This is a genomic window from Acinetobacter sp. SFB, assembly GCF_001647545.1.
In the GTDB taxonomy this organism is placed as follows: domain Bacteria; phylum Pseudomonadota; class Gammaproteobacteria; order Pseudomonadales; family Moraxellaceae; genus Acinetobacter.
The window spans coordinates 225,839-250,956 of sequence record NZ_LSZH01000001.1; the positions used below are offsets into that span (position 1 = coordinate 225,839).

The 25,118-nt window shown below is 40.6% G+C and carries 23 protein-coding genes and 1 other RNA gene; 14 read left to right on the forward strand and 10 right to left on the reverse strand.

What is annotated here, in order from left to right; all coding sequences use genetic code 11:
* Positions 1-173 precede the first annotated feature (173 nt).
* The 3 genes from lon to AY606_RS01115 all read right to left on the reverse strand — a co-directional run bounded on the left by lon (position 174) and on the right by AY606_RS01115 (position 3,764).
* On the reverse strand, positions 174-2,600 hold the full coding sequence (gene lon, locus AY606_RS01105; RefSeq protein WP_067863449.1) for an endopeptidase La: 2,427 nt from the start codon (positions 2,598-2,600) through the stop codon (positions 174-176).
* Between the two features lie 146 nt (positions 2,601-2,746).
* On the reverse strand, positions 2,747-3,334 hold the full coding sequence (locus tag AY606_RS01110; RefSeq protein ID WP_067863452.1) for a 5-formyltetrahydrofolate cyclo-ligase: 588 nt from the start codon (positions 3,332-3,334) through the stop codon (positions 2,747-2,749).
* A gap of 49 nt (positions 3,335-3,383) precedes the next feature.
* Positions 3,384-3,764, reverse strand: a complete 381-nt coding sequence (locus AY606_RS01115) for a MerR family transcriptional regulator (protein WP_067863455.1) — start codon at positions 3,762-3,764, stop codon at positions 3,384-3,386.
* An 83-nt stretch (positions 3,765-3,847) separates the two neighbouring features.
* Here AY606_RS01115 and AY606_RS01120 point away from each other — a divergent pair, with 83 nt between their 5' ends.
* Together AY606_RS01120 and AY606_RS16245 are read left to right on the forward strand one after the other, a co-directional pair.
* Positions 3,848-6,895 carry a heavy metal translocating P-type ATPase gene (locus tag AY606_RS01120; protein ID WP_081408339.1) on the forward strand — a complete coding sequence of 1,016 codons (3,048 nt, stop codon included), beginning with the start codon at positions 3,848-3,850 and terminating at the stop codon, positions 6,893-6,895.
* An 861-nt stretch (positions 6,896-7,756) separates the two neighbouring features.
* Complete coding sequence (locus AY606_RS16245) at positions 7,757-7,897, forward strand: hypothetical protein (protein WP_171255334.1); 141 nt, start codon at positions 7,757-7,759, stop codon at positions 7,895-7,897.
* An 897-nt stretch (positions 7,898-8,794) separates the two neighbouring features.
* On the opposite strand, the gene ssrS is transcribed toward AY606_RS16245, so the two are convergent.
* The 3 genes from ssrS to AY606_RS01140 form a co-directional block, all read right to left on the reverse strand.
* Positions 8,795-8,978, reverse strand: a non-coding RNA gene (ssrS, locus tag AY606_RS01130) — 6S RNA.
* 100 nt (positions 8,979-9,078) lie between these two features.
* Positions 9,079-9,363, reverse strand: a complete 285-nt coding sequence (locus AY606_RS01135) for a cell division protein ZapA (protein WP_067863463.1) — start codon at positions 9,361-9,363, stop codon at positions 9,079-9,081.
* Positions 9,364-9,365: 2 nt separating this feature from the next.
* Entirely contained in the window at positions 9,366-9,917 is a 552-nt protein-coding gene (locus AY606_RS01140; protein ID WP_067863466.1) for a hypothetical protein, read from the reverse strand.
* A 64-nt stretch (positions 9,918-9,981) separates the two neighbouring features.
* Here AY606_RS01140 and AY606_RS01145 point away from each other — a divergent pair, with 64 nt between their 5' ends.
* From AY606_RS01145 to AY606_RS01170, 6 genes are all read left to right on the forward strand, one after another.
* A complete protein-coding gene (locus AY606_RS01145) occupies positions 9,982-10,611 on the forward strand; it encodes a UPF0149 family protein (protein WP_067863469.1) in 630 nt (209 codons plus the stop codon).
* A 79-nt stretch (positions 10,612-10,690) separates the two neighbouring features.
* Positions 10,691-12,022 carry a Xaa-Pro aminopeptidase gene (gene pepP, locus AY606_RS01150; protein ID WP_171255345.1) on the forward strand — a complete coding sequence of 444 codons (1,332 nt, stop codon included), beginning with the start codon at positions 10,691-10,693 and terminating at the stop codon, positions 12,020-12,022.
* 287 nt (positions 12,023-12,309) lie between these two features.
* Positions 12,310-12,546, forward strand: a complete 237-nt coding sequence (locus AY606_RS01155; RefSeq protein ID WP_067863475.1) for a DUF378 domain-containing protein — start codon at positions 12,310-12,312, stop codon at positions 12,544-12,546.
* Positions 12,547-13,031: 485 nt separating this feature from the next.
* The gene (gene ubiH / locus AY606_RS01160) at positions 13,032-14,240 is read left to right on the forward strand and encodes a 2-octaprenyl-6-methoxyphenyl hydroxylase (protein ID WP_067863478.1); all 1,209 of its coding nucleotides are present in this window, start codon (positions 13,032-13,034) and stop codon (positions 14,238-14,240) included.
* Positions 14,237-15,469 (forward strand): FAD-dependent monooxygenase, encoded by a 1,233-nt coding sequence (locus AY606_RS01165; RefSeq protein ID WP_067863482.1) that lies wholly within the window; start codon positions 14,237-14,239, stop codon positions 15,467-15,469. The genes ubiH and AY606_RS01165 overlap by 4 nt, the downstream gene beginning before the upstream one ends.
* A gap of 176 nt (positions 15,470-15,645) precedes the next feature.
* The gene (locus AY606_RS01170; RefSeq protein ID WP_067863484.1) at positions 15,646-15,894 is read left to right on the forward strand and encodes a hypothetical protein; all 249 of its coding nucleotides are present in this window, start codon (positions 15,646-15,648) and stop codon (positions 15,892-15,894) included.
* Positions 15,895-15,975: 81 nt separating this feature from the next.
* On the opposite strand, the gene rsmI is transcribed toward AY606_RS01170, so the two are convergent.
* Positions 15,976-16,815, reverse strand: a complete 840-nt coding sequence (rsmI, locus tag AY606_RS01175) for a 16S rRNA (cytidine(1402)-2'-O)-methyltransferase (RefSeq protein WP_067863487.1) — start codon at positions 16,813-16,815, stop codon at positions 15,976-15,978.
* Between the two features lie 12 nt (positions 16,816-16,827).
* Here rsmI and AY606_RS16460 point away from each other — a divergent pair, with 12 nt between their 5' ends.
* The 5 genes from AY606_RS16460 to AY606_RS01195 all read left to right on the forward strand — a co-directional run bounded on the left by AY606_RS16460 (position 16,828) and on the right by AY606_RS01195 (position 19,821).
* Positions 16,828-17,181, forward strand: a complete 354-nt coding sequence (locus tag AY606_RS16460; RefSeq protein ID WP_081408340.1) for a penicillin-binding protein activator — start codon at positions 16,828-16,830, stop codon at positions 17,179-17,181.
* A gap of 48 nt (positions 17,182-17,229) precedes the next feature.
* A complete protein-coding gene (locus AY606_RS16465) occupies positions 17,230-17,544 on the forward strand; it encodes a hypothetical protein (RefSeq protein ID WP_081408341.1) in 315 nt (104 codons plus the stop codon).
* A 219-nt stretch (positions 17,545-17,763) separates the two neighbouring features.
* On the forward strand, positions 17,764-18,195 hold the full coding sequence (locus tag AY606_RS01185) for a YraN family protein (RefSeq protein ID WP_067863490.1): 432 nt from the start codon (positions 17,764-17,766) through the stop codon (positions 18,193-18,195).
* Between the two features lie 65 nt (positions 18,196-18,260).
* The gene (locus tag AY606_RS01190) at positions 18,261-18,944 is read left to right on the forward strand and encodes a BON domain-containing protein (RefSeq protein ID WP_067863494.1); all 684 of its coding nucleotides are present in this window, start codon (positions 18,261-18,263) and stop codon (positions 18,942-18,944) included.
* Positions 18,934-19,821 carry an alpha/beta hydrolase gene (locus AY606_RS01195; RefSeq protein WP_067863496.1) on the forward strand — a complete coding sequence of 296 codons (888 nt, stop codon included), beginning with the start codon at positions 18,934-18,936 and terminating at the stop codon, positions 19,819-19,821. The genes AY606_RS01190 and AY606_RS01195 overlap by 11 nt, the downstream gene beginning before the upstream one ends.
* Before the next feature lies 1 nt (position 19,822).
* On the opposite strand, the gene nudC is transcribed toward AY606_RS01195, so the two are convergent.
* The 3 genes from nudC to dnaQ form a co-directional block, all read right to left on the reverse strand.
* Positions 19,823-20,596 (reverse strand): NAD(+) diphosphatase, encoded by a 774-nt coding sequence (gene nudC / locus AY606_RS01200; protein ID WP_067863498.1) that lies wholly within the window; start codon positions 20,594-20,596, stop codon positions 19,823-19,825.
* Positions 20,596-22,239 (reverse strand): chemotaxis protein, encoded by a 1,644-nt coding sequence (locus AY606_RS01205; protein ID WP_067863501.1) that lies wholly within the window; start codon positions 22,237-22,239, stop codon positions 20,596-20,598. The genes nudC and AY606_RS01205 overlap by 1 nt, the downstream gene beginning before the upstream one ends.
* A gap of 126 nt (positions 22,240-22,365) precedes the next feature.
* Positions 22,366-23,778, reverse strand: coding sequence for a DNA polymerase III subunit epsilon (dnaQ, locus tag AY606_RS01210; protein WP_067863505.1), 1,413 nt, complete (start codon positions 23,776-23,778; stop codon positions 22,366-22,368).
* Between the two features lie 218 nt (positions 23,779-23,996).
* Here dnaQ and AY606_RS01215 point away from each other — a divergent pair.
* Positions 23,997-25,118, forward strand: a 1,122-nt coding sequence (locus AY606_RS01215; RefSeq protein ID WP_155858101.1) for a transglycosylase SLT domain-containing protein, incomplete at its 3' end; no start/stop codon positions are given.

Below are 25,118 nucleotides of genomic sequence, written 5' to 3' on the forward strand. Positions count from 1 at the left end.
GTAGATGACCATTCACATAACTTATTAATCAGAAACTTACAGCGTATTTGGGTTTCTATAATAATAAATGAGGGTCAGATGTATACTTTTCAAGTTTATGCTTCACTAATATAGTAAAACTTTTCATCATAAAAAAAGAGAGCCGAAGCTCTCTTTTTTGTATCCAAATGCAATTAATGACGTGCAGCTTTGCTTTCTTCAACCGGTTTTACAATTGGATTTTTAGGCAAAGGTTTCGGCATGTCAGTTAAAGCAAGCGGCAAAATATCATCGATACTTTTCACTGCTTTAATTTCAAGACCCGCTTTCACATTGTCTGGAATTTCCACCAAGTCACGGACGTTTTCTTGAGGGATAAACACCAGTTTAATGCCACCGCGATGGGCTGCTAAAAGTTTCTCTTTTAAGCCACCAATACGCATTGCACGGCCACTCAGATTGGTTTCACCTGTCATGGCGATATCCGCGCGAACAGGAATACCAGTGAGGGCGGAAATCAAGGCAGTGGTTAATGCCAAACCTGCAGATGGACCATCTTTCGGGGTTGCACCTTCCGGTAAATGCACATGAATATCAGTTTCTTCAAATCTTGAAGCTTCAATACCAAGTTCATCTGCACGGGTACGAACCACAGTCATTGCCGCAGTAATGGATTCTTTCATGACATCACCGAGTGAACCGGTGGTAATGAACTTACCTTTACCTTTTACCGCAGCAACTTCAATGGAAAGCAATTCACCACCCACTGATGTCCACGCTAAGCCATTTACACGACCCACTTGCGGTTCTTCTTCTGCCATACCGAAGTCGAACTTATGAACGCCCAGGTAATCAGACAAGTTTTCAGCCGTCACATCAATATGCAAGTTTTTAGCTTTTTTGCTAACTGCTTCTTTCACGACTTTACGCGCAATTTTTGACACTTCACGTTCAAGGCTACGTACACCCGCTTCGCGAGTATAGCGACGCACGATGTCACGAATCGCTTCTTCATGAATAGTCAGTTCTTTACCACGTAAACCGTTGTCCTTAATGGCTTTCGGAACCAGATAACGCTCAGCAATATTGACTTTTTCCTCTTCGGTATAACCCGGTAGACGAATCACTTCCATACGGTCAAGCAAAGCTTCAGGAATATTCATGCTGTTTGCAGTACAGATGAACATCACTTCGGACAGGTCAAGATCAAGATCTAAGTAGTGATCGTTGAACTTGTTGTTTTGTGATGGATCTAGTACTTCAAGCAGGGCAGAAGCAGGATCGCCACGATAATCTTGTGCCATCTTGTCAATTTCGTCGAGCAAGAACAGTGGATTCTTCACGCCTACTTTGGTCAAAGACTGCACCACTTTACCCGGCATCGCACCGATATAAGTACGACGGTGACCACGGATTTCCGCTTCATCACGCACGCCACCTAAAGCCATACGTACAAATTCACGGCCTGTGGCTTTGGCAATCGATTCACCCAGTGAAGTTTTACCTACCCCTGGAGGACCAACCAGACAAAGAATAGGACCTTTGAGTTTTTTCACGCGTGATTGAACAGCCAAGTATTCAACAATACGTTGTTTAACTTCATCTAGACCGTAGTGGTCGGCATCCAAGATCTCTTGTGCCTTGTTCAGGTTAATGCTGACTTTGCTGGCTTTATTCCAAGGCGTATCTAAAATCGCCTCAATATAATTGCGCACCACAGCAGCTTCACTTGAAGCAGGTTGCATCGCTTTAAGCTTACGGAATTCAGATTCCGCTTTTTTACGCACGTGTTCGGGTAAATCAGCTTCTTCAAGACGACGTTCAATTTCTGCAACATCATCTTCCGCACCGCCATTCATGTCAGAAAGTTCGCGCTGAATCACCTTCATTTTTTCATTCAGGAAATATTCGCGCTGGTTTTTCTCCATTTGGCGTTTTACCGAATCATGCAAAGTTTGTTCAATCTGTTGTTCTTCAGATTGTTGTAACAAATAAGTCATGAGTTCAGTCAAATGTGCTTCAAAGTCATCATGTTCCAAGAACTTTTGTTTTACATCGATGTTCAACGGCACACGAGTGGCCACGAAGAACAACAGTTGCAACAAATCATCGATTTTATTTGCAGCAGTAATCAATTCACGTGCATTACGTAATTTTGCTTCTGCATATTGGGCAAATAAAGCGCGCAGTTCTTGCACACGGGTTTCTTGAGAATCCGCTTCAATATTAACGGTCATTGGGCTAACTGCATGTTCGGCCGATAAATATTCATCATTGTCGATGATTTTTACCAGTTTAGAACGCTGTATACCCTCAATGAGTACTTTGATACAGTTTTCATCATTTTCATGATTCACAACTTGCACAATCTTCGCGACAGTACCGTATTGATATAAGTTGTCGTGATCAATTTCTTCTGTAAGAGAATCTTGTTGTGCAACTACAAATACTAGGTTGTCACTGTTACGAGCCACGTCAACTGCTTTGATCGATTTTTCACGACCGACAAATAACGCAATTTGCATGTGTGGATAAACCACCACATCTCGTAGCGCTAAAAGTGGTAATACATGGGGAACCTCAGAAGCTAAGGTTTCTTGATTCATAATAATTTCAGACATGAGCACTCCTAATGAGTAACAACGGTGTTGCCATATTTTTATAGTGAAGTGTATTTCAAAAATTACAAGGGCAGGGTCAATGAAAATGTATAAAAAATGAGTAAATGTGTGATTTTAAAGTGTTCCTAAGTGTCAAAAATATCCGTTTAACGTTTGAAATGTAAATATTTTGAAGGTGTAATTAAGGCATCGAGGGGTTGATCCCAAGTTTCGCGATGCAAGCGTGTTTTAATCAACTGAAAGTCATGTGCAATTCCCAAACGGAAAGGGCGCTGCCCCGCACTGGCTAAGGTTTTGTCGTAAAATCCGCCACCCATGCCAATGCGCGTACCGTAAATATCGCAGGCCAATAAAGGCATGATTAACAGGTCAAGTTTAGACACGTGTAAGCCGCGACTGGCCATTGGTTCTTTCATGCCAAAGGGATGATGTGAAAATTGATTGTTTCGATATTGTTGTTGGGTAATTTTGACCCAGTGCAATTGCTGATTCATATTACAAATCATCGGCAGATAAACTTTTTTATGCTGTTTAAAACAGTATTCAATAATTTGTTTGGTTTGAATTTCACCAAAGGCATGCAGGTAAACGCCAATTTTTTTTGAGTGTTGAAATTGTTTAAGGTGTAGTAGTTGGTTCAGCACCTGTTGTTGGGCTTGCTTTTGTGCAAAAGGGGACACGGTTCTACGTTGATGTCTAAGTTGTTTGCGTAAAATTTTTAGATCTACTGACATCGCTTATTTGTCCCCCTAAAAAACATCAAAATCTTCATTGTCTTGCAGTTTAACTGTTTTTAAGTTGTTTCAAAATCGGACAACAGCTTTCATTTGTGCTTTTACATTCATCGACCCAACCGCTTAAACGTGATTTTAGCGCCTGCAATTCCTGAATTCTTTGATCGATTTTTTCTAAACGTTGCTGAATGACATATCTTACTTGCTCGCGATCATTCAGTTGAAGTTGCAATAATTCCTGTATTTCACTGAGCTGCAAACCTGCGTCTTTACCTTTTTGAATAAAGCTTAACGTTTCCCGGTCTTTATCGTTGTAATAACGGTAACTCTGCGTGGTTTCTGGCACCCGCATTAAGCCGATCCGTTGATAATAGCGAATGGTTTCAACATTGACATGACACTGTTTGGCCAGTTTTCCTATGGTGAGCATAAAACATCCTCAATATGGCTTGACTCTGTACCTAGGTACAGACTTTATGCTAGCACAATTGAAGAATAAAACAGGTGAGTCTGATGAATGAGCAACAAAAATCTCCTTGCTGTGAAAAACAGAATTCAGCTCTTGAACGGGTTAAAAATGATCCTGTATGTGGGATGACTGTATCTGCCGGTTCAGCGCATTCTTTTACATATCAGGGAAAAAAATATTTATTCTGCTGTGAGGGCTGCAAGCAAAAATTTATTGAAAATCCTGAAGCTTACCTTCAAGAAACCCAATCTGTTTCTGGCTGTGGCTGTGCCAGCAAAGAAAAAGCGGCTGTATCATCGAGCTTAGGTTGTGGCAGTCAAAAAGCGGATACACAACAATATATTGATCCTGTCTGTGGCATGACCGTGAAGGATTTATCCAAACCGCATACTGAATATTTAGGCCAGACTTACTATTTTTGCTGTAAGGGCTGTTTGGATAAATTTCAACAACATCCGGAACAATATTTGGCAAAAGAATCTGCGAAAACTTCGGGTTGCGGTTGTATGTCAAAATCTAAAGTAGAAGAAAAAAAATCTTGCTGCGGTGAAACAGATCAAAAAAATATGCTTTCAGGTATAGCGACAGTAACCGATCCAGTATGTGGTATGCAGGTTAAAACCGATTCTAAATTTCATACGCAATTTGAAAACCAAGATTATTATTTTTGTTCTGAGCGCTGTCTGAATAAATTTAATCAGCAGCCAGAACAATACCTGCAAACTAAGCAAAAAGTTTCCTCCTGCTGCGGTTCACAAGAAAAAGCAGTAGTTGAAGAAAAGAAATCTGGCTGTTGTAACGGAACTCATCCTTTATCTTTACAGAGTTCCGAGATTGACCCGGTGTGTGGTATGTCGGTAGATATTGCAACTGATTTAAAAACCGATTATCAGGCTAAAACTTATTATTTCTGCAATCCATCTTGCCTCGACACGTTCAAGGCTGATCCTGAATTTTACTTGATTCCAGCAGATCAGCGACCTGTACCCGAAGGTGCGGCAAATATGGATTATACCTGTCCCATGGATCCTGAAATTGTACAAAAAGGACCGGGAACCTGTCCGATCTGTGGGATGGCTTTAGAGCCGATGCAACCGAGTTTAAATGATGCACCGAATCCTGAACTGGTCGATTTTAGTCACCGTTTCTGGATGACTTTGCCGCTTACTTTCATCGTATTTGTATTGGCGATGGGTTCGCATATTCATGCTTTTATTCCGCAACATATCCAGCCGTGGATTGAACTCCTGTTGTCCATTCCTGTCGTACTCTGGGCGGGTAAGCCTTTCATTGAGCGTTGCTGGATCTCTTATAAAACGCGCAATTTGAATATGTGGAGCCTGATTGGGGTTGGGATACTTGCAGCCTTTATTTATAGTGTGGTTGCCACCGTTTTTCCATCCCTGATTCCTATGCAAGCCAAAACCGGTCATGGGGTCGCTGTGTATTATGAAGCGGCTTGTATGATTGTATCTTTAGGTCTGCTTGGGCAGATCATGGAGCTGAAAGCGCGTGCCAAGACAGCTGATGCATTAAAATCATTGCTGAAACTGCAACCGCATACCGCAAAACTGGTGCAGTATGATCAGGTGGTGGAAGTGGATATTGCTATGGTCAAGCAGGGCAATATCTTGCAGATTTCTTCAGGAGATCAGATTCCACTCGATGGTGTAGTGGTGGAAGGTAAAACCTATGTCGATGAAGCGATGATGACGGGTGAGCCTGTTCCGGTGAAAAAAGAAACTGATGACCGGGTGATTGGCGGTACGGTGAATCAGCAGGGCAGTATACGTATTCAAACTACTGCGGTAGGAGCCAATACCACATTGGCGAAAATGATTCAGACTGTAGCGGAAGCGCAGCGCTCCAAAGCACCGTTGCAACGTCTTGCCGATGTATTTGCCAAATATTTTGTGGTGATTGTTTTAGCAATTAGTGTGTTGACCTTTATTGCCTGGATGGTCTTTGGCAAAGCGCAATTTGATTTGGCGCTCATGTGTGCGGTGGCTGTACTCATTATCGCCTGTCCATGTGCCTTAGGTTTGGCAACCCCGATGTCGGTTATGGCAACCACAGGTCGCGCAGCACAAAAAGGCGTGCTGTTTAAAGATGCAGAGGCCATTGAAGCCTTAAGCAAAGTGACCACTTTAATTATTGATAAAACCGGAACCTTGACACAAGGTAAGCCGAGTCTGAAAGAAATTAAATTGCTTTCAAATAAAGTGCAGCAGGCGCAAGTGGAACAATGGATTGCCTCAATTGAACAGTACTCAACTCATCCAATCGCACAGACTTTAGCCAAGCTTGTTCCAAATAATCAACTGATTAAAGTTAATGATTTTGAAGATGTCACAGGCTTTGGAGTCAAAGGGCAGATTGAAAATCAAATGTTTTATGTAGGCAGTCAAAAACTGATTGATCAACTGGGTTTAAAATTAAATGAAACTATTCAGGCGCGACTTGATCAGCAACGATCTAAGGGCAATGTAATTAGTTTCTTGAGCAATGAGCAAGAAGTTTTGGCCTATATTTCGATTCATGATGCAATTAAACACAATGCACACCAAGTGATTGATCAACTGATTGCCGATGGTATAGAGGTGGTGATGGCAACAGGTGACCATGAACAGAATGCCAGATTGGTTGCTGCAGAGCTGGGTATTCAGCATGTTTATGGCAACTGCACCCCGAGTGAAAAGTTGGATATTGTGAAAAAATATCAGGCGCAAGGGAAAGTGGTGGCAATGGCAGGGGATGGCATTAACGATGCTCCTGCACTTGCGCAGGCCAATGTCGGAATTGCGATGGGGAATGGGACTGATATTGCCAAACAAACCGCACAAGTGACCTTGGTTAAAGGCGATGTTCGTGGTGTGGCTGACGCCATTCATATGGCGAAGCTGGGTGTCAAAAACATGAAGCAGAACCTCGCCTTTTCCTTTGTCTATAATGGTTTGGGTGTTCCTGTTGCTGCAGGTATTTTTTATCCACTCACTGGTCTGTTATTAACCCCGATGCTTGCAGCGGTAGCAATGTCCCTTAGTTCATTGTCAGTGGTCATTAATGCGCTACGTTTGCAAAAGTCTGAATAGGACTGAAAAGCTAGGCATTTATTTATATCGCGTACCCAAGATAAAAATCTTGGGTACTTTTACATATTATATTGAAAGTTCAGGCTTTTGATTAAATCTGTGCGATACTGCGAGCTGAAAAAATACGTAAAGGTTAAAATGCATAATACAAATTCACTGATAGCGATAGAACAAATTTATAATTTTTTAAAAGTCACACCCAATTACAAGATGAATAACCAATTTGATAAGTTGAAAGATTTTTTCTTCGAACTGAATGATCATAAGATGGGCGATTTTGAATCGGCTCAACCCTTGAGATTTATATTCAATTTTAATAAATCATGGATATCCATGGACGCTGTGGCAGCGCCAGATTTCAACAATAAAACATTATTTCTAAACTGGGTTGTTGCAAGATTAAATATTATTGCTTGAAAAAAGCATGTCTAAGGTGAATTCTCTGACTGGTTTAACGCAATTATCTTGTTTCTCATGCATGATAAAAAGCCAGATTCGGGATTGGTAGAAATACAAAAAATCTGCTCATATATTCCCCGTTAATAAGCAGGAAATAATATTAATTTTGCTCATATGTCAGTAGCGAGTAAAGATATTTTATCTAGCGTCTTAATTAAGCATAATGATATAACTCAGTAGTTTATGTAAATTCATTGCTACCCAATATTTTGAGCAAAATTTTACCAAACCGTCATTATCATAATGGCGGTTTTTTTATACTATAGTATTTCAGCCAATCCAGCAGTCGAGTACCGATAAGTTATCAAGCCAAGAGTCTGGTTCCCATTGTGCCCTAAACATCAAGCTGCATTGGATGACGGTAAAAGTAATTTTTTATAATTATTGATCAATGGAGTACATATGACTAATCAACAAAACAATCAATCAAATCCACAAAAAGAATCTAATCAGGATAAAGGTAAAAAAGATTCTAACCAGCATGCTGACCCACAGAAAAAACCAAATCAAGAACCTGAAAACCCACTCAGAGAGCAAAAATAAATTTTATAGATCGCCTAGGCTCTAATTGAGATTGGGGCCTATATTTTTAAATATATTTACTGCGATTTTTAAAAGAGAGAATGAAACTTAAGCGTAACTTATAGTCTTTAATTTTAATCTCTAACAAAGCCCTAGGTCATTTGAGTGTTTAGGTTAAATATTAAAAATATAAATTTGGTCAGACAAGCAAACCAGTGCTTATCAGATAGTGGGTATATATACCGAATAGATTGGATAGGTTTAATCAAGATTTTTAGGACTTCTCAGCACTTAAAATACCTTTAATATTTGGTTCCATTCTTCATCTGCATGATTAGCATTGACACAAATATTCAGTCATGCGACCGGTATAAGTATTTACAGCATGCTGTGGATAATATCCTATTGTTTATATAACTTTTATTTTAAATGCTAACGATAGAGGTAAAAATTCGCTGTTACTCATCATTTGTAGCATTGATGAGTTACTTTATTTTGCGTTATTTTGCTATTAAATACCGCTGTTGATATGCATAAGTAATGACTTAGCTAAACGACGAGCTGGTTCAACTAAATACGGGGCATGGATATAACTTTGCATTTAAGTTTTCTATTTGATATTTTTTTCAATAAAATAATTTTAATATCTTCTTTATATTTATAAAAAATAGGGCAGTGTGGCTAGATAAAAGACTTTATTGATGGGGGAGGGGTGAATTGAGTCAGTAAAATTTTTGCTTAGCTGTTATTGGGAAGGAATGAGTATTAGGTAGAAATTAGAATTTCTAATAACACGCTACAACATATTACTTATCTTTCTACAGTGTATTAAAAAGGGTGTATTTTTTTGGATAATATAAGAACTGTATTTTATAAATTATTTTAATTTCTATCATTTTTTATTTTTAAATTAAATAAAACACTCCGAAGATGCCGCTGCATGTCATTACCCTTGAACCCTAAAGTTCAAGGTGGACGCGGCGCATACTTGCTGGGTTTCCTACTCGAAGGCAGGCATACACTCTAAATATACAGAACGCATCCGGGGGTGTAGATATCGGCTCAGGGGAATCTGACTCGCTGGCGAACATCTCAGAGATGAGATAAGTATAACCAATAATCACGTATTGGCAAATCATCCGTGTGCAGGAACTGTAAACTAACCTTTCAACTGTCGATACTTTGCCCAATTTTAACCAAAATTAAGTCAAATCATTCACATCTTCTAAAATGGTCGCCAGTAAGCGTTCGCAGTGGGCATACTCTTGCAACGATTTATTCATCGCCAGCACTTCTTGCATTAGCTCTAAAGCCACCATGATAATCAGTTTAGTTGGCTCTAAACGCGGCGCTTTACGACGAAAATCATCATATTTTTCATTTAACAATTCAGCCGCACGTTCCAGATCCACTTTTTCAGTTTCAGTGGTGGCTAAACGAAAATTATGTCCCAATACACGCAATTCAACAGCAATTTGTTCACTCATGCTTAGATGTCCTCATTCGCTTCTGTTGGATGAGCAAGTTGTTGAATTTCTTGCGCGTGCTGATCTTGAGCAGTGCCTAAAATAGACAAGCGTTGAATAATCGCTTCAACCTTGGCCTTGGCATGTTCATTTTTTTGTAACAATCTTTCTCGTTCCTGCTGCAAACCCTGAATTTCCTGTTGAGCAAGACGTTGTTCATTTTGCATTTTTTCTTTAATGACGCGTAATTCATTACGTTCAGCCAGAATTTCCTGAAAACGATTTTTAAGATCGGTACAACTTTTTTCTAAACGGCTATAACGATCAGCTAAAGAGGTCGCATCCGTATTCAATTGCTTGAATTGAGACTGTGCATCGCTTAATTGCTCGCTAAGATCGTCTATTTCTTCTTGTTTCTTGGTAATGATGCCGTTCTTTTGCACAATTTGGGCATGATGATGTTCGGCAGAATTTTCTTTTGCCGCGTTGAGTGCACTATTTTCACTTTCATAATGCGTAAGTCGCGTTTTTAAAACGCCAATATGCGCCTGTAGACGCTGTAATTCTTCTAACATATCGTAGTCGCACAGTATTGCAAACAAAGGTAATATATACGAAGTATAGAGATTGGATAAACGAATGCAAGACGATATTTCAGGTTGGTCGGAATGGCACCACAATTTTTCAAAAATCGAAGAGATTTCAAGCCCAAGTGAGTTACATGGCTTACTTACAGGTATTGTTTGTGTTACTCAGGCCCCAACAAGCGCTGAATGGCAACAAATTTTAGCAACCCTTGAAATTCCAGCATTGGATGATCACGTTCTGAATTTGCTCGCAGAGGAAGCGGAAGATATTTCTCATGCTTTATCAGATGATGAACTGGACTATTTACCACTGCTTCCTGATGATGAACATGTTCTAGCTGATCGTGTTCAAGCGTTGGCAGATTGGTGTGCAGGGGTGGTACTCGGTTTTGGTTTGGCTTCAGGTCATATCCGTCAAGATGAAGTCGAATGGATTGAACATCTTCAAGATGTTGCAGCAGTTGAATTTGAAGAATCTGACGATGACGAAGAAGGCGAAGCAAGCTATCAGGAACTTTATGAATTTGTTCGCTTAATTCCTGTTAGCCTGTCCTTGGGACGCAAGAAAGTAGAAATTGCAGAAACCCCATTACTGAAAAAGCTTCAACCTCAATTGAAAAGTGCAGCTGCAACAGAGGTAAGCAGTGTGGTAGAAATGTTTACACCGCATCGTCCGAGCTAATTCGGGCGATTTTGGTTCACAAACCAGCTATTTAAAAAGTTATAAACTCCATTCATAACAGACAAAAGTAAACTCAATGATGAAACTGACTCAAGCAGATTTTCAGGAACGTCGCGACCGCCTGGCAGAAGAAATGGGTCCGCACAGTATTGCGATTATTGCCACCAGTCCGGTTGCCATGCGTAACCGTGATGCAGATTATAAATTTCGTGCGGACAGCAGCTTTTTTTATCTGACGGGATTTGCAGAACCTGAAGCAGTGGCTGTCATTGAGACCTTTGAGTCTATTGATGAAGGTTATACCTATAGCTTGTTCTGCCGTGAACGTGACCGTGAAATGGAAATATGGAACGGTTACCGTGCCGGTGTAGAGGGTGCAGTCGATGATTATGAAGCTGACGAAGCCTATGCGATTGATTTACTTGATGAAGAAATCATCGAGAAATTGCTGAGCAAGCAAAAACTGTTTTATCGCATCGGGCAGCAAGCAGATTTTGATGGACGTGTGGCAAAGTGGATTACTGAGGCAAATGGTGAATCACGTCGAGGTACTTCTGCACCAGCACATGTAATTCAGCTCGATCGTATTTTAGATGAAATGCGTTTGCACAAATCGAAACAAGAAATTGAATTGATGCAACATGCATCGAACATCAGTAGTGAAGCACATACTCGTGCCATGCAAACTGTGCGTCCGGGCATGATGGAATATGCACTTGAAGCAGAAATCAATTATATCTTTGGTAAAAACGGTTGCGTGCCTTCATATAACAGCATTGTCGGTGGGGGCGCGAATGGCTGTATTCTACATTATGTGGAAAATGACAAAGAGCTGAAAGATGGTGATTTAGTCCTGATTGATGCTGCCTGTGAATATCAATTGTATGCATCAGATATTACCCGTACTTTTCCAGTCAATGGTAAGTTTAGCCCTGAACAGAAAGTATTGTATGAGCTGATCTTAAAAGCACAACTTGCAGCGATTGATGCCGTACGTATCGGTAATTCATACAAGGAACCGCATAATGTTGCTGTTCGCATTATGGTTGAGGGTCTGGTTGAGCTTGGCTTGATGCAAGGCGATATTGAAGAAATTATTCAGAAAGAAACCTTCCGTCAGTTCTATATGCATGGGACGGGTCACTGGCTAGGTATGGATGTACATGATGTCGGTTCATATAAAATTGACGGTGAATGGCGTGCCTATGAAGAAGGCATGGTGGTTACCGTTGAGCCGGGACTGTATATTGCACCAGATGATGAAACCGTTGACGCGAAATGGCGTGGTATTGGCATCCGTATTGAAGATGATGTTGTCGCCACTGAAAAGGGACCGCGAGTTTTAACAGCTGCAGTGGTTAAATCTGTAGAAGATATTGAAGCATTAATGGCTAAAGCTAAAGTAGCTTAAGTCATTTTTAATATAAAAGCCGATCAGATGATCGGCTTTTTATTACAGACCTATTATATTTCAAGCAAGATTATGAGATGTTTGCAACCATTGCAGAGTAATTTCACTTACGTTTATCGCGAATAACTTAAATAAAACCAACCAAGTTAAAATTTAAAATCTATAAAATGACACTAATTCAACACAGAAAATCTATTTTTTGCATCAAAGCAACATATTAAATCTACTTTCCTTCTCATACTTTTTTTGATCCTCAAAGAAACTTAAACAAGAGCGGGAGAAAAAATATGAGATTAAATACTATAGACTGGATTGCTTATGCTTTAACCATTATTGGTGGCATCAATTGGGGCTTAATTGGTGCATTTGATTTCAATTTAGTGTCTGCAATCTTTGGTGAAATGAGCACATTATCTCGAATTGTGTATGTTCTGGTCGGTTTGTCGGCACTTTACCTGATTTATACAGGTACAAAATTAAGCAGAACAGTACATCATACTGACTCTGCGAATATTGTGCGTTAACGACCAATGATCAAATACATAGACTAACTTGAGCATTCTAATTTAAGTCGATTCTTCCGTAATTTAGGATGGGCTTAATTTTGATGACCCAGTTGCGCTAGATAAAAAAACGGAGCTTAAGCTCCGTTTTTTTATAATAACATATCGAAACTTATGTGTTTTTCTGTTGAAATTTCATGCTTTATTAAAGTACTTTAACCAATTGAAGCCACCTCTTAAAAAATGTGATTTTTATTCATTTTTTGTATTTCATATATTCTTCAATGGTTGTTCTACAATTTTAAATCAGTAAGAGTAAAAAATTTCTGGGTGAGAAAAGGTGACAATGTACTCACATCTGTGGAGTCCAAAGTTACTAATAATTAAAGGTCACTTACGAGAGACCATCTATTTCATTATAAAAATAAAAATTTTTGAGCTAATATAAAATCAATCAAGATTTTAAGTATCTAGACCTTATAGATACGGCATAGAAGGATCAAAACATGCAACAAGAGGTGATCATTGTTGGTGGTGGTATGGTGGGGCTTAGCCTCGCTTTGATGTTAGCCAAAGCAAATATTGCAGTTAAACTGCTCGAAGCCATTAAATACCCAAATTATGATGATGCCAATCTTGCCCCCTATCATTCTAGTTTTGATGCGCGAAATAGTGCCTTGTCACGTCGCAGTGTTCAAATCTATCAAGAACTTGGGCTTTGGAATGCCTTGCAAGAACATGCAACGCCAATTCTTGAGGTACATATTACTGAACAGGGCAGTTTTGGTAAGGCACGACTTAAAGCAGAACAAGAAAAAGTCGAAAGCTTTGGCCAAGTGATTGAAAATGCCTGGTTGGGTCGTGTATTGCTCACTGAAGTTCGAAAGCAGCCATTGATTGAATTAATTGATGGGGTACAAGTTACTTCACTCACACAAGATGCTGATCACGCCAAGATTGAAGCTGTACGCGGTGAAGAAAGCTTATCTGTGCAATCCAAACTGGTCATTGCAGCTGATGGTCGTGATTCGTTCTGTCGTGAAGCCTTGGGCATTGGTGCAGATGAGCATGATTATGATCAGGTCGCTATTGTCACGACGGTACAAACATCGAAACCCCATCATCATGTCGGTTTTGAACGTTTTAGCCCGCTGGGGCCTTTAGCACTGTTACCCTTACCGGGTGAATATCGTCGTTCAGTGGTTTGGCCGGTGAAAAAAGGTACAGAGCAAGAATGGCTCGGTGAAGAAAACGATCAACATTTTCTGGATGCCTTGCAAGAAACCTATGGTGACCGAGCTGGTAAATTCCAAAAAACTGGTCGCCGTTTTAGTTTTCCTTTGTCACAAGTGCTTGCCGAAAAGCAGGCAGTCGGTCGTGTGGTCTTGATGGGCAATGCAGCACACACGATTCACCCAGTTGCAGGGCAGGGCTTTAACTTGTGTATGCGAGATGCTTATGTACTGGTACGTTCTCTAACCGATCAGCTAGCCAAATCAGCAGATATTGGCGAGCCAAGCATGCTGCTTGCTTATGAAGCAGCTCGCTTAACTGATCAACAACGTGTGATCAAGTTCTGTGACAGTGTTGTACGTGGTTTTAGTAATCAAAATCCAGTGCTCAAATTGATTCGTAATACCGGATTGCTTGCTTTTGATATGATTCCGGGCGTGAAGCCATTGGTAGCAAATTATGCAATGGGGCTAAAAGCATGAGTGACGTTCTGGATGCGGTAATTATTGGTGGTGGCTTGGTGGGTGGTTTAACCGCATTGTTGCTGGCTCAAGGGGGTGTTCAAGCGACTGTACTCGATGCTGCACCTATTTTAGATGAACAAAAAGTTATTTCTGTTGCAAATTCACGGGTTTTGGCCCTTAGCCAAGCCACGATTCATTTGCTTAAAACCGTGCATGTGTGGGAAAAGCTTGCCCGTCAGATGCCCTATAGCGGCATGCAGGTGTGGAATAAAAATGGCTATGGTGAAATCAATTTTGGTCAACCCAGTCAAAATATACCCGGCGCTGAACATACTTTAGGTTCCATGGTTGAGCCGAGTGTTTTGAATTTAGCCATTCAGCAAAAAATGCTGCAACAACTGCAAGATTACCGCACCCAAGTCAAAGTCATACGCGTAGAACAAGGTGTGGGCGTCTGGCACATTCATCTGGCTGACGGCACAGAGCTTAAAACCAAGTTGGTGATTGGAGCCGATGGTGCAAATTCATTTGTCCGGGAACAAGCCTTTATTGACTTGGATATTTTAGATTACAAGCAAGCCGGTTTAACTTGTGCCATTCGGACTGCACAGCTACACCAACATATAGCGCGTCAAATTTTCCTTGAAACCGGCCCTTTGGCCTTCTTGCCGATGGCCAGCTTAAAGCCAGAACAAGACGGCTATTGGCAATCGATTGTCTGGACATTACCTGATGATTACGCAGAAGAATACGCAGCTCTAGATGATGCCGCATTTCATGAACTTTTAACCCGTGAGAGTCATCACATGTTGGGTAATGTATTAGAAGCGACACCACGAGCACAATTCCCACTTAAAGCACGTGCCGCGCAGCAATATGTGAAAGCGGGCTTAGCCCTGATTGGCGATGCAGCACATGTAATTCATCCTCTTGCAGGACAAGGGGTAAATATTGGTTGTCTGGATGCTGCCATTTTATGTGATGTATTACTGCATGACAAAAAGCGAGGTGTATGGGCACATGAACAAACTTTACAGCGCTATGAACACCGCCGTAAAGGTCAAAATGATGCCATGATGCACAGCATGTCTGCGATTGGCTGGATGGAAACCACACAACTTTTCCCTGTGGTTTGGGCGCGAAATTTTGGCTTAAAACAAGTCGAACAACACGCTGCCTTCAAAGATGCGTTTATGTCTCAAGCCAACGGATTACAGGTCTTAAAAGACACTTGTTATGCAGTTTGAAACTGAAGAGCTGTTTTTTGTACAAATATTCATATAAGTTTACTTTTCTGATCATAAAAGATACGATTTTTTTGCATTTAACTCTATGCGAAACGATCAGAGATTGCTAAATTTCTTCCTAATTCAAAACCAATTCACATTGGAACGATAGACATTATTTTTGGGGAGAACCAGCCATGACAGATATGAATGACTACGATGAAGCAGAAGAATCTGCAGTAGATGAAGATGAAGCGAAAGCTGCTGAAAAAGGTGCATCTGTTAGTGAAGCTACGCCCACTGACGGAGATGTAGCTGAGGCAGAAACTTTAACCGTGACGGCTAAACTTAAAAAGCGCCAAGCCTTAGAAGATGAGCTTGCTGCTTTTCTTGCCCAAGGTGGTCGTATTACGGAAGTTCCCGCAGATGAATCTGCTAAGGGTTAAGCGTTCTACTGCTTGATTTTGCCCTAGGCTATAAAAAGCATCACTTTTGTGATGCTTTTTTAGTTTTCAATGGCTCATTTTTTAATCTTGCTGAGTGAGTTCCAACGCACGTTGATACGCAACTTTCTTTTTGATTCCAGTCAAATCTGCTGCCAATTGTGAAGCAGCTTTTACCGATAAATCTTGCAATAAACGAGTCAATAACTGATCCAGTTTTTCTTGATCTAAATCCTTTTCTACCGTCGCACCACCAATCACTAAAACAATTTCACCTTTTTGCTGGTTATGATCGGATTCAATCAGCTGAATCAAATCGGCCAAAGTCATTTTTTTGATGGTTTCAAATGTTTTGGTAATTTCACGGGCAAAACCAACCGGACGGTCTGCACCAAAAATATCCGCCATATCTTTAACGGACTCTAAAATACGATGCGGTGCTTCATAAAAAATTAGAGTTTGGGTTTCATCTTTCAGTTTTTCTAACTGAATTCGGCGCTGGGATTGACGCGAAGGCAAAAAGCCTTGAAAGCTGAAACGGTCGCTCGGTAAACCCACCGAACTAAGTGCGGCAATTGCAGCACAAGCACCCGGTACAGGAATCACACGAATATTATTTTCTTGCGCGGCACGAACCAATTTAAAACCCGGGTCACTAATCAGCGGCGTACCAGCATCACTAATTAACGCCATGTTTTCGCCATTCAGCAATCTTTGGATCAATATATCAATTTTGTTACTTTCATTATGCTCATGACACGCAGTCAGGGGAGTTGATATATTATGGTGCTTTAATAATTGAGCAGAAGTACGCGTATCTTCTGCGGCGATAATACTTACCGATTGTAAAACATGAATCGCACGATAAGTGATGTCATCTAAGTGCCCAATTGGGGTCGCTACAACAAATAACTGAGCACTCATAAGGTTTTTCCAATGTTGAATAATAAAAATAATTTGATGGGCTGCATCTTGTATTGCATTTTTAACCGGGCACAAGCTGAAGTGTTGGTCATTTTACCTGAATCGGGACCTATGGCGCGAGCCGGATTAAGTATCAAACATGGTTTTATGAGTGCTTATCAAGCATCAAACCAGAAAACCCCAATTAAATTTGTAAACTCGGAGCAAAAAAAAGTTGCCCAGCTGTTAAAAATAAATGTGAATCATAAAACACAAATGGTGATTGAGTCTTTAGCACGTAATGAGCGGGAAGCGTTAATTAAAAGCAAACCCAAAGTTCGTGTTTTGGCTTTAAATGAAGCGACTGTCCAAACGGACAATGTCTAGGAGTTTAGTCTATCCAAGAAAGATGATGCTCATGCCCTACATCAAATCTTGCAGAAAGATAAAATACAGCAGCTGTATGTTTTTCGGCAAAAGGGTCCAGAGGAGAAAAGCCTACTGTTTTTGATATCCTTAATAGGACATGTTGACTATCCGATTTCTATAGTAGAAGAACTCCCCAAAAAACTGACCAAGCAAAGCGGTTCATTGTTACTTGGAAATAATACAAGGATCAATAGCCTAAGCGATTTACCTCGTCAAAGTCTCTATGTATTAGCGCATGCGGTTGAACAAAATCAAGTCTTTCCGCAAGGGGTAAAATTTTTTGATTACCTGCCTTATATGGGAGTATCTGGCCAGATCTGATTCCAGCCTATCAAAAAAAACCTGTTTTCCATGCCGTATCAATGACTGCTGGCCTTGGGTGGTGGTGTCTGGCATATTGCTCAACAATATTTAGCTGAACAAAATTTAAAAAGTATTGAATTTTAGGGCCGTACAGGGTTGATTTAAATCAGCGATAATCATATTCGGCGCATTCCACATTGTTTTGAGAATATCAAAAAAAGGCATTAAGAGCTTGTAATGAAAAATAATAATCAAACCAATTTAAATTTAGGCCAATGGGCAGAACAACAAGCTTTAAGCGTTTTACAAGCTCAAGGTTTTACCCTTGTGGTCACGAATTATCATTGTCGTTATGGGGAGATTGATCTGATTGTACAAAAGGGTCAAGAATTGATATTTGTGGAGGTGAAAGCACGCTCTGCAACTCGATATGCCCACTCATGCGAAACGATTTCACTCGCTAAGCAAAAGAAGATTATGAAATCTGCATTATGTTTTTTAAATACTCATCCACAATTCCAACAGTTTTATTGTCGTTTTGATGTGATTTGTTTTGATTTTTTTCAACAATTTGCAAAAACAATACAGCAAGATTTTTCCAAATTCACTTATGATCAACAATGGATTGAAAATGCTTTTACTTTTGATCAAGAGTTCATTAATCTTTGAACAAAACCAGAGCATAAATGCTGAAATAAAATAGAACTGAAATTAACGATTAGGAGTCTTGCTGAGTGTTTAACCGTATTGCAATGACGTTACTGTGTGTAGCAAGTTTATCTGGTTGTGCAAGTTTCATCTCTGGTGGCACTGGATCCGCTCCAGTCGGAACAGAGAGTGGTGCTCGTTCACTTGGCCAGGTGTTTATTGATTCTTCTATAGAACGTACTGCCAAAATCAATTTGTATAAACTGGATGCAAGATTTAAACAATCACGTGTCAATATTGAAAGTTTTCATGGCAATGTTTTATTGACTGGCCAAGTGCCAGATGCGCATTTAAAGCAATTGGCTGAAGATAATGTACGCGCCATGACGGATGTCAAAACTGTACATAATTATATTACCGTGGGTAACCAAATTGGTTATGCCACTATTATGCAAGATACCACGGTTACAGCCAACACACGTGGGCTGATCATGAAAGCTGGCGTGGTATCGGATAGTAAGGTCCGCATTCACACCGAAGATGGCATTTTATATGTGATGGGACGTTTAAATAGTGCTGAAATCACCGATCTTAATCAGGTACTTGAGCAAGTTGGGAATGTAAATAAAATTATTACCCTAATTGATAATGTTGAGCAATCACGTGCAGTGACTTCCAGCTTTAGCAGTCCTGTAGTAAATGCACAACCGATTGAACAAACGCCTATAGCCATTGATCCCGATCAAGCTGAGCCTGCGAATGCTCAATAATGTAACTCAAGTGGTCAAAAACAAACTGCAACAAAATGTCGTATTGATGAAAATGTTTTCCAAAGATTTTCGCCTTTACGATTTTGGTAGTTATGCACTGAATCGTTTAACCCCTAAAAAGGGTTATTCGGTCGTTGAAAACGTTGCTTATGGCTTAAAAGCACGGCAACGCCTCGATATTTTTACTGCTGAAATACCTCGTGAACAGCGCCCTTTAATTGTATTTGTGCATGGCGGGGCATGGTTACATGGAGATAAAAAAGATTATCGCTTTGTCGGTGAAGCCTTTGCGAAAGAGGGCTATGACGTTGCGGTGATCAATTACCATCTGGCACCTGAACATGTATTCCCCAGTTATATCGATGACCTGAGCCTAGCATTAAATTATCTGACCCAGCATCAATCCAAACTGAATATTCGGACTGAAAAACTGGTGTTGATGGGGCATTCAGCGGGTGCATTTAATGTCATGTCGGCACTGTATCATCCAAAGCCGTATACCTTGCATTGCCGCGCTCAAATTCAAGCAATTATTGGATTATCTGGGCCTTATCATTTTGATTACAAAGATGATCCATTGTGTGCCGATGCGTTTGATCAGAGCATCCCTTATCAACATGTGATGCCATATTATTTTATTGAATCGAATACGGTGAAGCATTACCTGTTTTTAGCCGCCAATGATCAAGTGGTCAGTCATAACAATTCAAGAGATATGCATCGCATGTTGCAGGAAAGGGGTAACCATAGCCAGATGATTACTATCCCAGGTACTGGGCATGTTTCCATTATGGGGTCGGTTTCGAGTTTGTTTAGCCGATTTTTTCAGACCAAAAAACAAATTTTAGCGGCTTTGGATGAAGCATTAAAATCCTAGCTTACAACCATTCACGGGTATCATCTGCAACAGGATGACCTTCGGTAATGTGTTTAATCATGGCGTAAGCAATACTGCCTTTAAAAGGGATTTCGGGCAGTTGATCCAGTTTAAAAAATTGCGCATCGCTAATTTCTTCTTCTTGAAGCTTAATGTCGCCAGAAGCATATTCAGCCCGAAAAGCGAGCATTAAATTACTCGGAAATGGCCAAGGTTGACTGGCAAGATATTGCACATTTTTTACTTTTAATCCGACTTCCTCAAAAGTTTCACGACGTACTGCTTCTTCTAAAGTTTCTCCAACTTCGACAAAACCGGCAATCAGTCCATACATATTGGTTTTGTTTTTTGCATTTTTAGCCAGCAAGATTTCGTTATCACCGCGGGTGATGACCGTGATTACACAGGGTTGTACCCGCGGATATTGGTGATAACGGCAAGCAGGACAAATCATGGCATATTCGGTCGGATGTGCTTCTGTCTGATGTCCACAATGACTACAGAATTTATGGTTTTTACGCCATTCTAAAAGTTGAATTGCACGACTGGCATGTTCGAATTGCCTTGTATCCCAGAGCGTCAATAACTGACGGATGGGAACCAACTGCAAGCCTTGAGGGATGGGTTCATCTTCGAGAAGATCACGGGCAATCACTTGATCACCCGCGTTGAAGTGAAGATCACTTGCTAACCGTTCTACTTGAGGAAGTTGAAAGTTTTCATCCACCAAGAGTTGATGTTGATGAAAGATATAAGCAATTGATAATTCAGACATTAGGCTATAGTTTTCAGTTTTTCGCTACTTTGTAATGCTACATCAAACATCGACTGCAATACAGGCTGTTTATATTTTAAATTGTCAATCATCATATCGGCACTGGCTAAAGTGTCGAGGGTATGATTGATTTGTTCAGCATTAATTACTGTTGAACTTTCAATTCTCTGCTGAATAAAGTCAGCCGCAGTTTTTAATGCAATTTGTCCTGATTCAGCATTTAAGAACAATAATGCTCCGCCAATTTCACGTAATTGGGTCGGTGTATTTTCTACAGTTGCCAAATTGTTGTCTTGTAAATATTGCATTAAGGCTTGGCTGGAAAGATCAATCACCGCTTTGGTTTCATTCAGCAAAGCAGCATGCGCTTCATCTAAACGGTCTAAAGAGATATTCATGTTATGCACACGAAGCTGTAAACGGCTTGAGGTGTGATGGCGTTCCAGTACGCCAATTGAATTCATTGCAGATAGAATGCAATTCATCAATTGCTGTGCAAAACCTTCATCTTGAAGTACTTCAGCACTGCTGAGTAAACTTGCTTGGCGCGATAAATCATTAAAGGCTTCATTCAGATTTAACACTTTGAAAATATTAGCAAGACTGGTTAATTTGTCTTGTAACTCTCGCGCTTTTTCCGGAGTCATATTTTGATAGTTGTATTCGATAGCGTTACGAATTTGTGTCATTTCCGTGGTCACAAGTTCACTAATCGTATGCATGGTATCAAAATCAGGGCCATATAGATGACGGCTGAACACTTGTAATTGCGTATCGGTCAGATGGTCTTCACCCAGATTAAGCTGGTTGCGAATATGCTGCGCAGTCTCATCTTCCTGGCTAATACACAAACTTAAAATATTAGCTAAATCCGGCAAGCTTGGCTTAAAACGATCAGGCGTAATGAAATATTGCGCCATGTTACGTTCAATACTGACCAAAGTACGTAAACGCGGATCATTCAGAAGCAAGTGATCAATCTGGTCAAATGCAACATGTACCAGATTCCAGTATTGCTTGCTTGGCGTATTTTCAGCAAGACCGGCTAAATATGCACCGACCAATTTAATCGCTTGTAGATCAAATTCGGTTTCTTCTTGTTTAATCAGCTTGTTTAATGACAGTTTATACAAGCGATGCACATATTTAGACTTTTCTAAGCTTGGTGCTTTAGGAAGCTGAAAATCAGGGGTAAAGTTGTCAATTAATGACTCAATATGCTGACCTTCATGAGTAACAGGTTTACCCAAGACAATTTCAATGCGATTCAGCGTATCAAGTAAGAATTGCGGAATTTTAACTTCGCGCAAGCAAATGAATTCGATATAGCGCTTCAACATGGTGGTGCCTTCACTTAAGGCGATCACCTCTTGCGTATTAATTTGCGCAGGATTCCCCATGATTTTGCGCATTAACTCTGCAGAATATTGAGCGATTTTAGCCAGACTTTGCATATCAATCAGCGCCAGTACTTGGGCACATTGCTCAAATTGATTCAGTGCATCATCAATACCAAAAGGTAAAGTTTGATCTTCTGCTAAGCTGCTAACCGCTGATTCGACTAGTTTAATTGAGTTATCAACCTCATTTTTTATTATCAGCAATGCAGTTGGGTCAAAATGAATAGAGGTTTGGTAAGACATGTATCTGCACCTATCCTAGTGTTTTATCTGTTTATGAGCAGCCTGTTAAGGGCGAAACTTCTTTACATTCAACTATAACTTAACTGTTAAACGTTTAAATACAAAAAACCACTAGAAATGTAGATTTTATTTTGTAAAAAGACAAGCTGTGCCATGTTTTTCTTCAAATTCTTTGACCCATGTCTCATGTGCTTCAAGTTCCTGTTCTGAAGGCAAGATGACAGAGAGTTCTACTTGTACACTTAGGCGCGCAGTCTGTGCCTCTTGTTGCTCACTCGCGGTCAAGGTATCCATATCGAAGGAGACTTGACCACCAGTCATGGCTAAATAGACATCGGATAAGATTTCAGCATCGAGTAAGGCACCATGGAAAGTACGGTCTCGTTGTGGGATTTCGTAACGGCGAACCAAAGCATTAAGGGAGTTTTTCTGCCCGGGATGTTTGCTTTTCGCCATGGCCAAGGTATCGGTAACCTTACACACTTCCGACAAAGCCACAAAGCCCGCACGTTTGAACTCCATATCGAGGAAGTTCATGTCGAAGCTGGCGTTATGCGCAATAATTTCTGCGCCTTTTAAATACTCAAAAAGTACATCAGCAATTTCCGCGTAGACAGGTTTGTCTTGTAAGAAGGCATCTGAAATACCATGAATATTTTCAGAATCACCGACCGGTTTTTTCGGATTGATATAAATGTGAATGGAGCTGCCGGTCAGTTTGCGATTCACCATTTCAATGGCACCGACTTCAATAATCCGGTCAGTGTCTTGGAAATAGAAACCGGTGGTTTCCGTATCCAGAATCAGTTGGCGCGGACCATGAACCTGTTTGGTTCGAGGCGTAATCACAATATAAGGATGTTCTATTTTGGATAGGTCGGGCGCAACACTTTCTATAACTTCATTTTGTACTTCAACTTCCTCATTCATGCCTTCAGGCTGAATCATTTCTTGTTCTAAATTTTCTAAAGCTTCACTGTCATCTTGAACATCAGATTCCATAAAATCGAAACCAAAAGGATCATCTAGCAGCCAGTCTTTTTCCACTTTTTTTTTATCTAAAATGACAGTTTCTTCTAATGGTTTTTCTGCTTTTGAGGATGGATTTTTCATGGCTCTTAAGGTTTGATCGGCCCCTTGATTAGCAAGTTGATCTGCCATTTCATTACCCGGATGTCCAGCATGACCTTTAATCCAGTTCCATTCAATGTCACGACCTTGGCAGGTTGCATCAAGCAATTTCCACAAATCAGGATTTTTAACATCTTTCCAGTTTTTCTTTTTCCAGCCATGAATCCACTCGGTAATGCCTTGTTTCACATAGTTGGAATCTGTCCAGATAATCAGTTTGGCATCTGTTGGGCAGAATTTAATCCCTTCAATGGCTGCGGTGAGTTCCATGCGGTTGTTGGTCGTTTGCGGTACACCGCCACACAGTTTATGTTCTTCAGTTTCAGTAATGACATATGCACCCCAACCGCCTAAACCTGGATTGCCGCGGCAAGCGCCATCGACATAGAGTGTGATTGTTTGAGTCATATAAACCAAATCCGAACGAGTGAAAGTCAAATTGAACAGCGTCAATAGTATATTGTATAACGCAATTGCACTTTTGAACCGTATAACATGCTTATTTTTTAATTTCTTGTAACATTTATAGTGAAATCGCGCTAAATTATTGCCTTGTGTCTCAGGCATGCTTCACTACAATGGCATATCTAAAAAATAAATTTTATACGAGTTGTCTGGATTTCTTTATGTATAAACCAACCGCGATTTTGTGGCAGCCTTTATTACCCAACTTTTTTAAAATTACCATCTTGGGTTCAGCTTTAGCTGCGCTAGGTCTGACTGGCTGTTCCTCGAGCCAAAGTGCAACGCAAGGATCAAAATCGAAACTGGTGGGTTCTGGCTATCTGGACGCCAATAGTTTGGACTCCTTGGAAGATTTACTTTCCGCCACAGATATGCGTGCGGTAGAGGGAGATCGTTTGCTTATTTTAAAACACGGTGATGTTTGGAAACGCATGACCGTGGGTTTTAAAATGGATCAAACCCATTGGGACTCTCGTATCGAGGCACAGCGCGGCTGGTTTATTTCGCGTCAACCGTATTTAGACCGTTTGAGCGCACGTGCTTCACGTTATCTTTACCATACGGTGAAAGAGGCAGAGCGTCGTGGCTTGCCGACTGAACTGGCTTTATTGCCCATTATTGAAAGTTCCTATGACCCTGCAGCAACCAGTAGTGCAGCAGCAGCCGGAATGTGGCAATTTATTCCAAGTACTGGCCGTATTTATGGTTTAAAACAAACCAGCCTGTACGATGGTCGCCGTGATGTGGTCGAATCGACGCGTGCAGCCTATGAGTTTTTAGGTGGCTTATACAACCAGTTCGGTTCGTGGGAACTGGCTTTAGCCGCCTACAATGCAGGTCCGGGACGTATCCAGCAAGCGATTAACCGTAACAAAGCGGCAGGTTTGCCGACAGATTACTGGTCACTGAAACTGCCACAAGAAACCATGAACTATGTGCCGCGTTTTTTGGCTGTGGCACAAATTATTAAAAATCCGGGTGCATATGGAGTGTCTTTACCTCCAATTGCCAACCGTCCGCACTTTAGAGAAGTGTCCGTTGGACCGGTGAGCTTGAATGAAATTGCTTCGATTACTGGTTTGAGCCGTGCTGAGCTTTACCAGTTAAATCCAGGACATCGTGGCGATCGTATTGATAGCGAAAGTCCAATGAAAATCATTATCCCTGCGGATTTAAGTCCTTCTATTGATGCTCGAATTAAAAAACTATCACCAAATTCAGGTGGTTTATGGACTAGTACTGCACAACCTTTCACGCCAGAAAAATCTAATCCGCCCCAATTA

Bases quoted from the DNA above. Each gene is read 5' to 3' on its own strand.
- lon (WP_067863449.1), bottom strand. From the start codon at position 2,600: ATGTCTGAAATTATTATGAATCAAGAAACCTTAGCTTCTGAGGTTCCC.
- AY606_RS01110 (WP_067863452.1), bottom strand. From the start codon at position 3,334: ATGTCAGTAGATCTAAAAATTTTACGCAAACAACTTAGACATCAACGT.
- AY606_RS01115 (WP_067863455.1), bottom strand. From the start codon at position 3,764: ATGCTCACCATAGGAAAACTGGCCAAACAGTGTCATGTCAATGTTGAA.
- AY606_RS01120 (WP_081408339.1), top strand. From the start codon at position 3,848: ATGAATGAGCAACAAAAATCTCCTTGCTGTGAAAAACAGAATTCAGCT.
- AY606_RS16245 (WP_171255334.1), top strand. From the start codon at position 7,757: ATGACTAATCAACAAAACAATCAATCAAATCCACAAAAAGAATCTAAT.
- AY606_RS01135 (WP_067863463.1), bottom strand. From the start codon at position 9,363: ATGAGTGAACAAATTGCTGTTGAATTGCGTGTATTGGGACATAATTTT.
- AY606_RS01140 (WP_067863466.1), bottom strand. From the start codon at position 9,917: ATGTTAGAAGAATTACAGCGTCTACAGGCGCATATTGGCGTTTTAAAA.
- AY606_RS01145 (WP_067863469.1), top strand. From the start codon at position 9,982: ATGCAAGACGATATTTCAGGTTGGTCGGAATGGCACCACAATTTTTCA.
- pepP (WP_171255345.1), top strand. From the start codon at position 10,691: ATGAAACTGACTCAAGCAGATTTTCAGGAACGTCGCGACCGCCTGGCA.
- AY606_RS01155 (WP_067863475.1), top strand. From the start codon at position 12,310: ATGAGATTAAATACTATAGACTGGATTGCTTATGCTTTAACCATTATT.
- ubiH (WP_067863478.1), top strand. From the start codon at position 13,032: ATGCAACAAGAGGTGATCATTGTTGGTGGTGGTATGGTGGGGCTTAGC.
- AY606_RS01165 (WP_067863482.1), top strand. From the start codon at position 14,237: ATGAGTGACGTTCTGGATGCGGTAATTATTGGTGGTGGCTTGGTGGGT.
- AY606_RS01170 (WP_067863484.1), top strand. From the start codon at position 15,646: ATGACAGATATGAATGACTACGATGAAGCAGAAGAATCTGCAGTAGAT.
- rsmI (WP_067863487.1), bottom strand. From the start codon at position 16,815: ATGAGTGCTCAGTTATTTGTTGTAGCGACCCCAATTGGGCACTTAGAT.
- AY606_RS16460 (WP_081408340.1), top strand. From the start codon at position 16,828: ATGTTGAATAATAAAAATAATTTGATGGGCTGCATCTTGTATTGCATT.
- AY606_RS01185 (WP_067863490.1), top strand. From the start codon at position 17,764: ATGAAAAATAATAATCAAACCAATTTAAATTTAGGCCAATGGGCAGAA.
- AY606_RS01195 (WP_067863496.1), top strand. From the start codon at position 18,934: ATGCTCAATAATGTAACTCAAGTGGTCAAAAACAAACTGCAACAAAAT.
- nudC (WP_067863498.1), bottom strand. From the start codon at position 20,596: ATGTCTGAATTATCAATTGCTTATATCTTTCATCAACATCAACTCTTG.
- AY606_RS01205 (WP_067863501.1), bottom strand. From the start codon at position 22,239: ATGTCTTACCAAACCTCTATTCATTTTGACCCAACTGCATTGCTGATA.
- dnaQ (WP_067863505.1), bottom strand. From the start codon at position 23,778: ATGACTCAAACAATCACACTCTATGTCGATGGCGCTTGCCGCGGCAAT.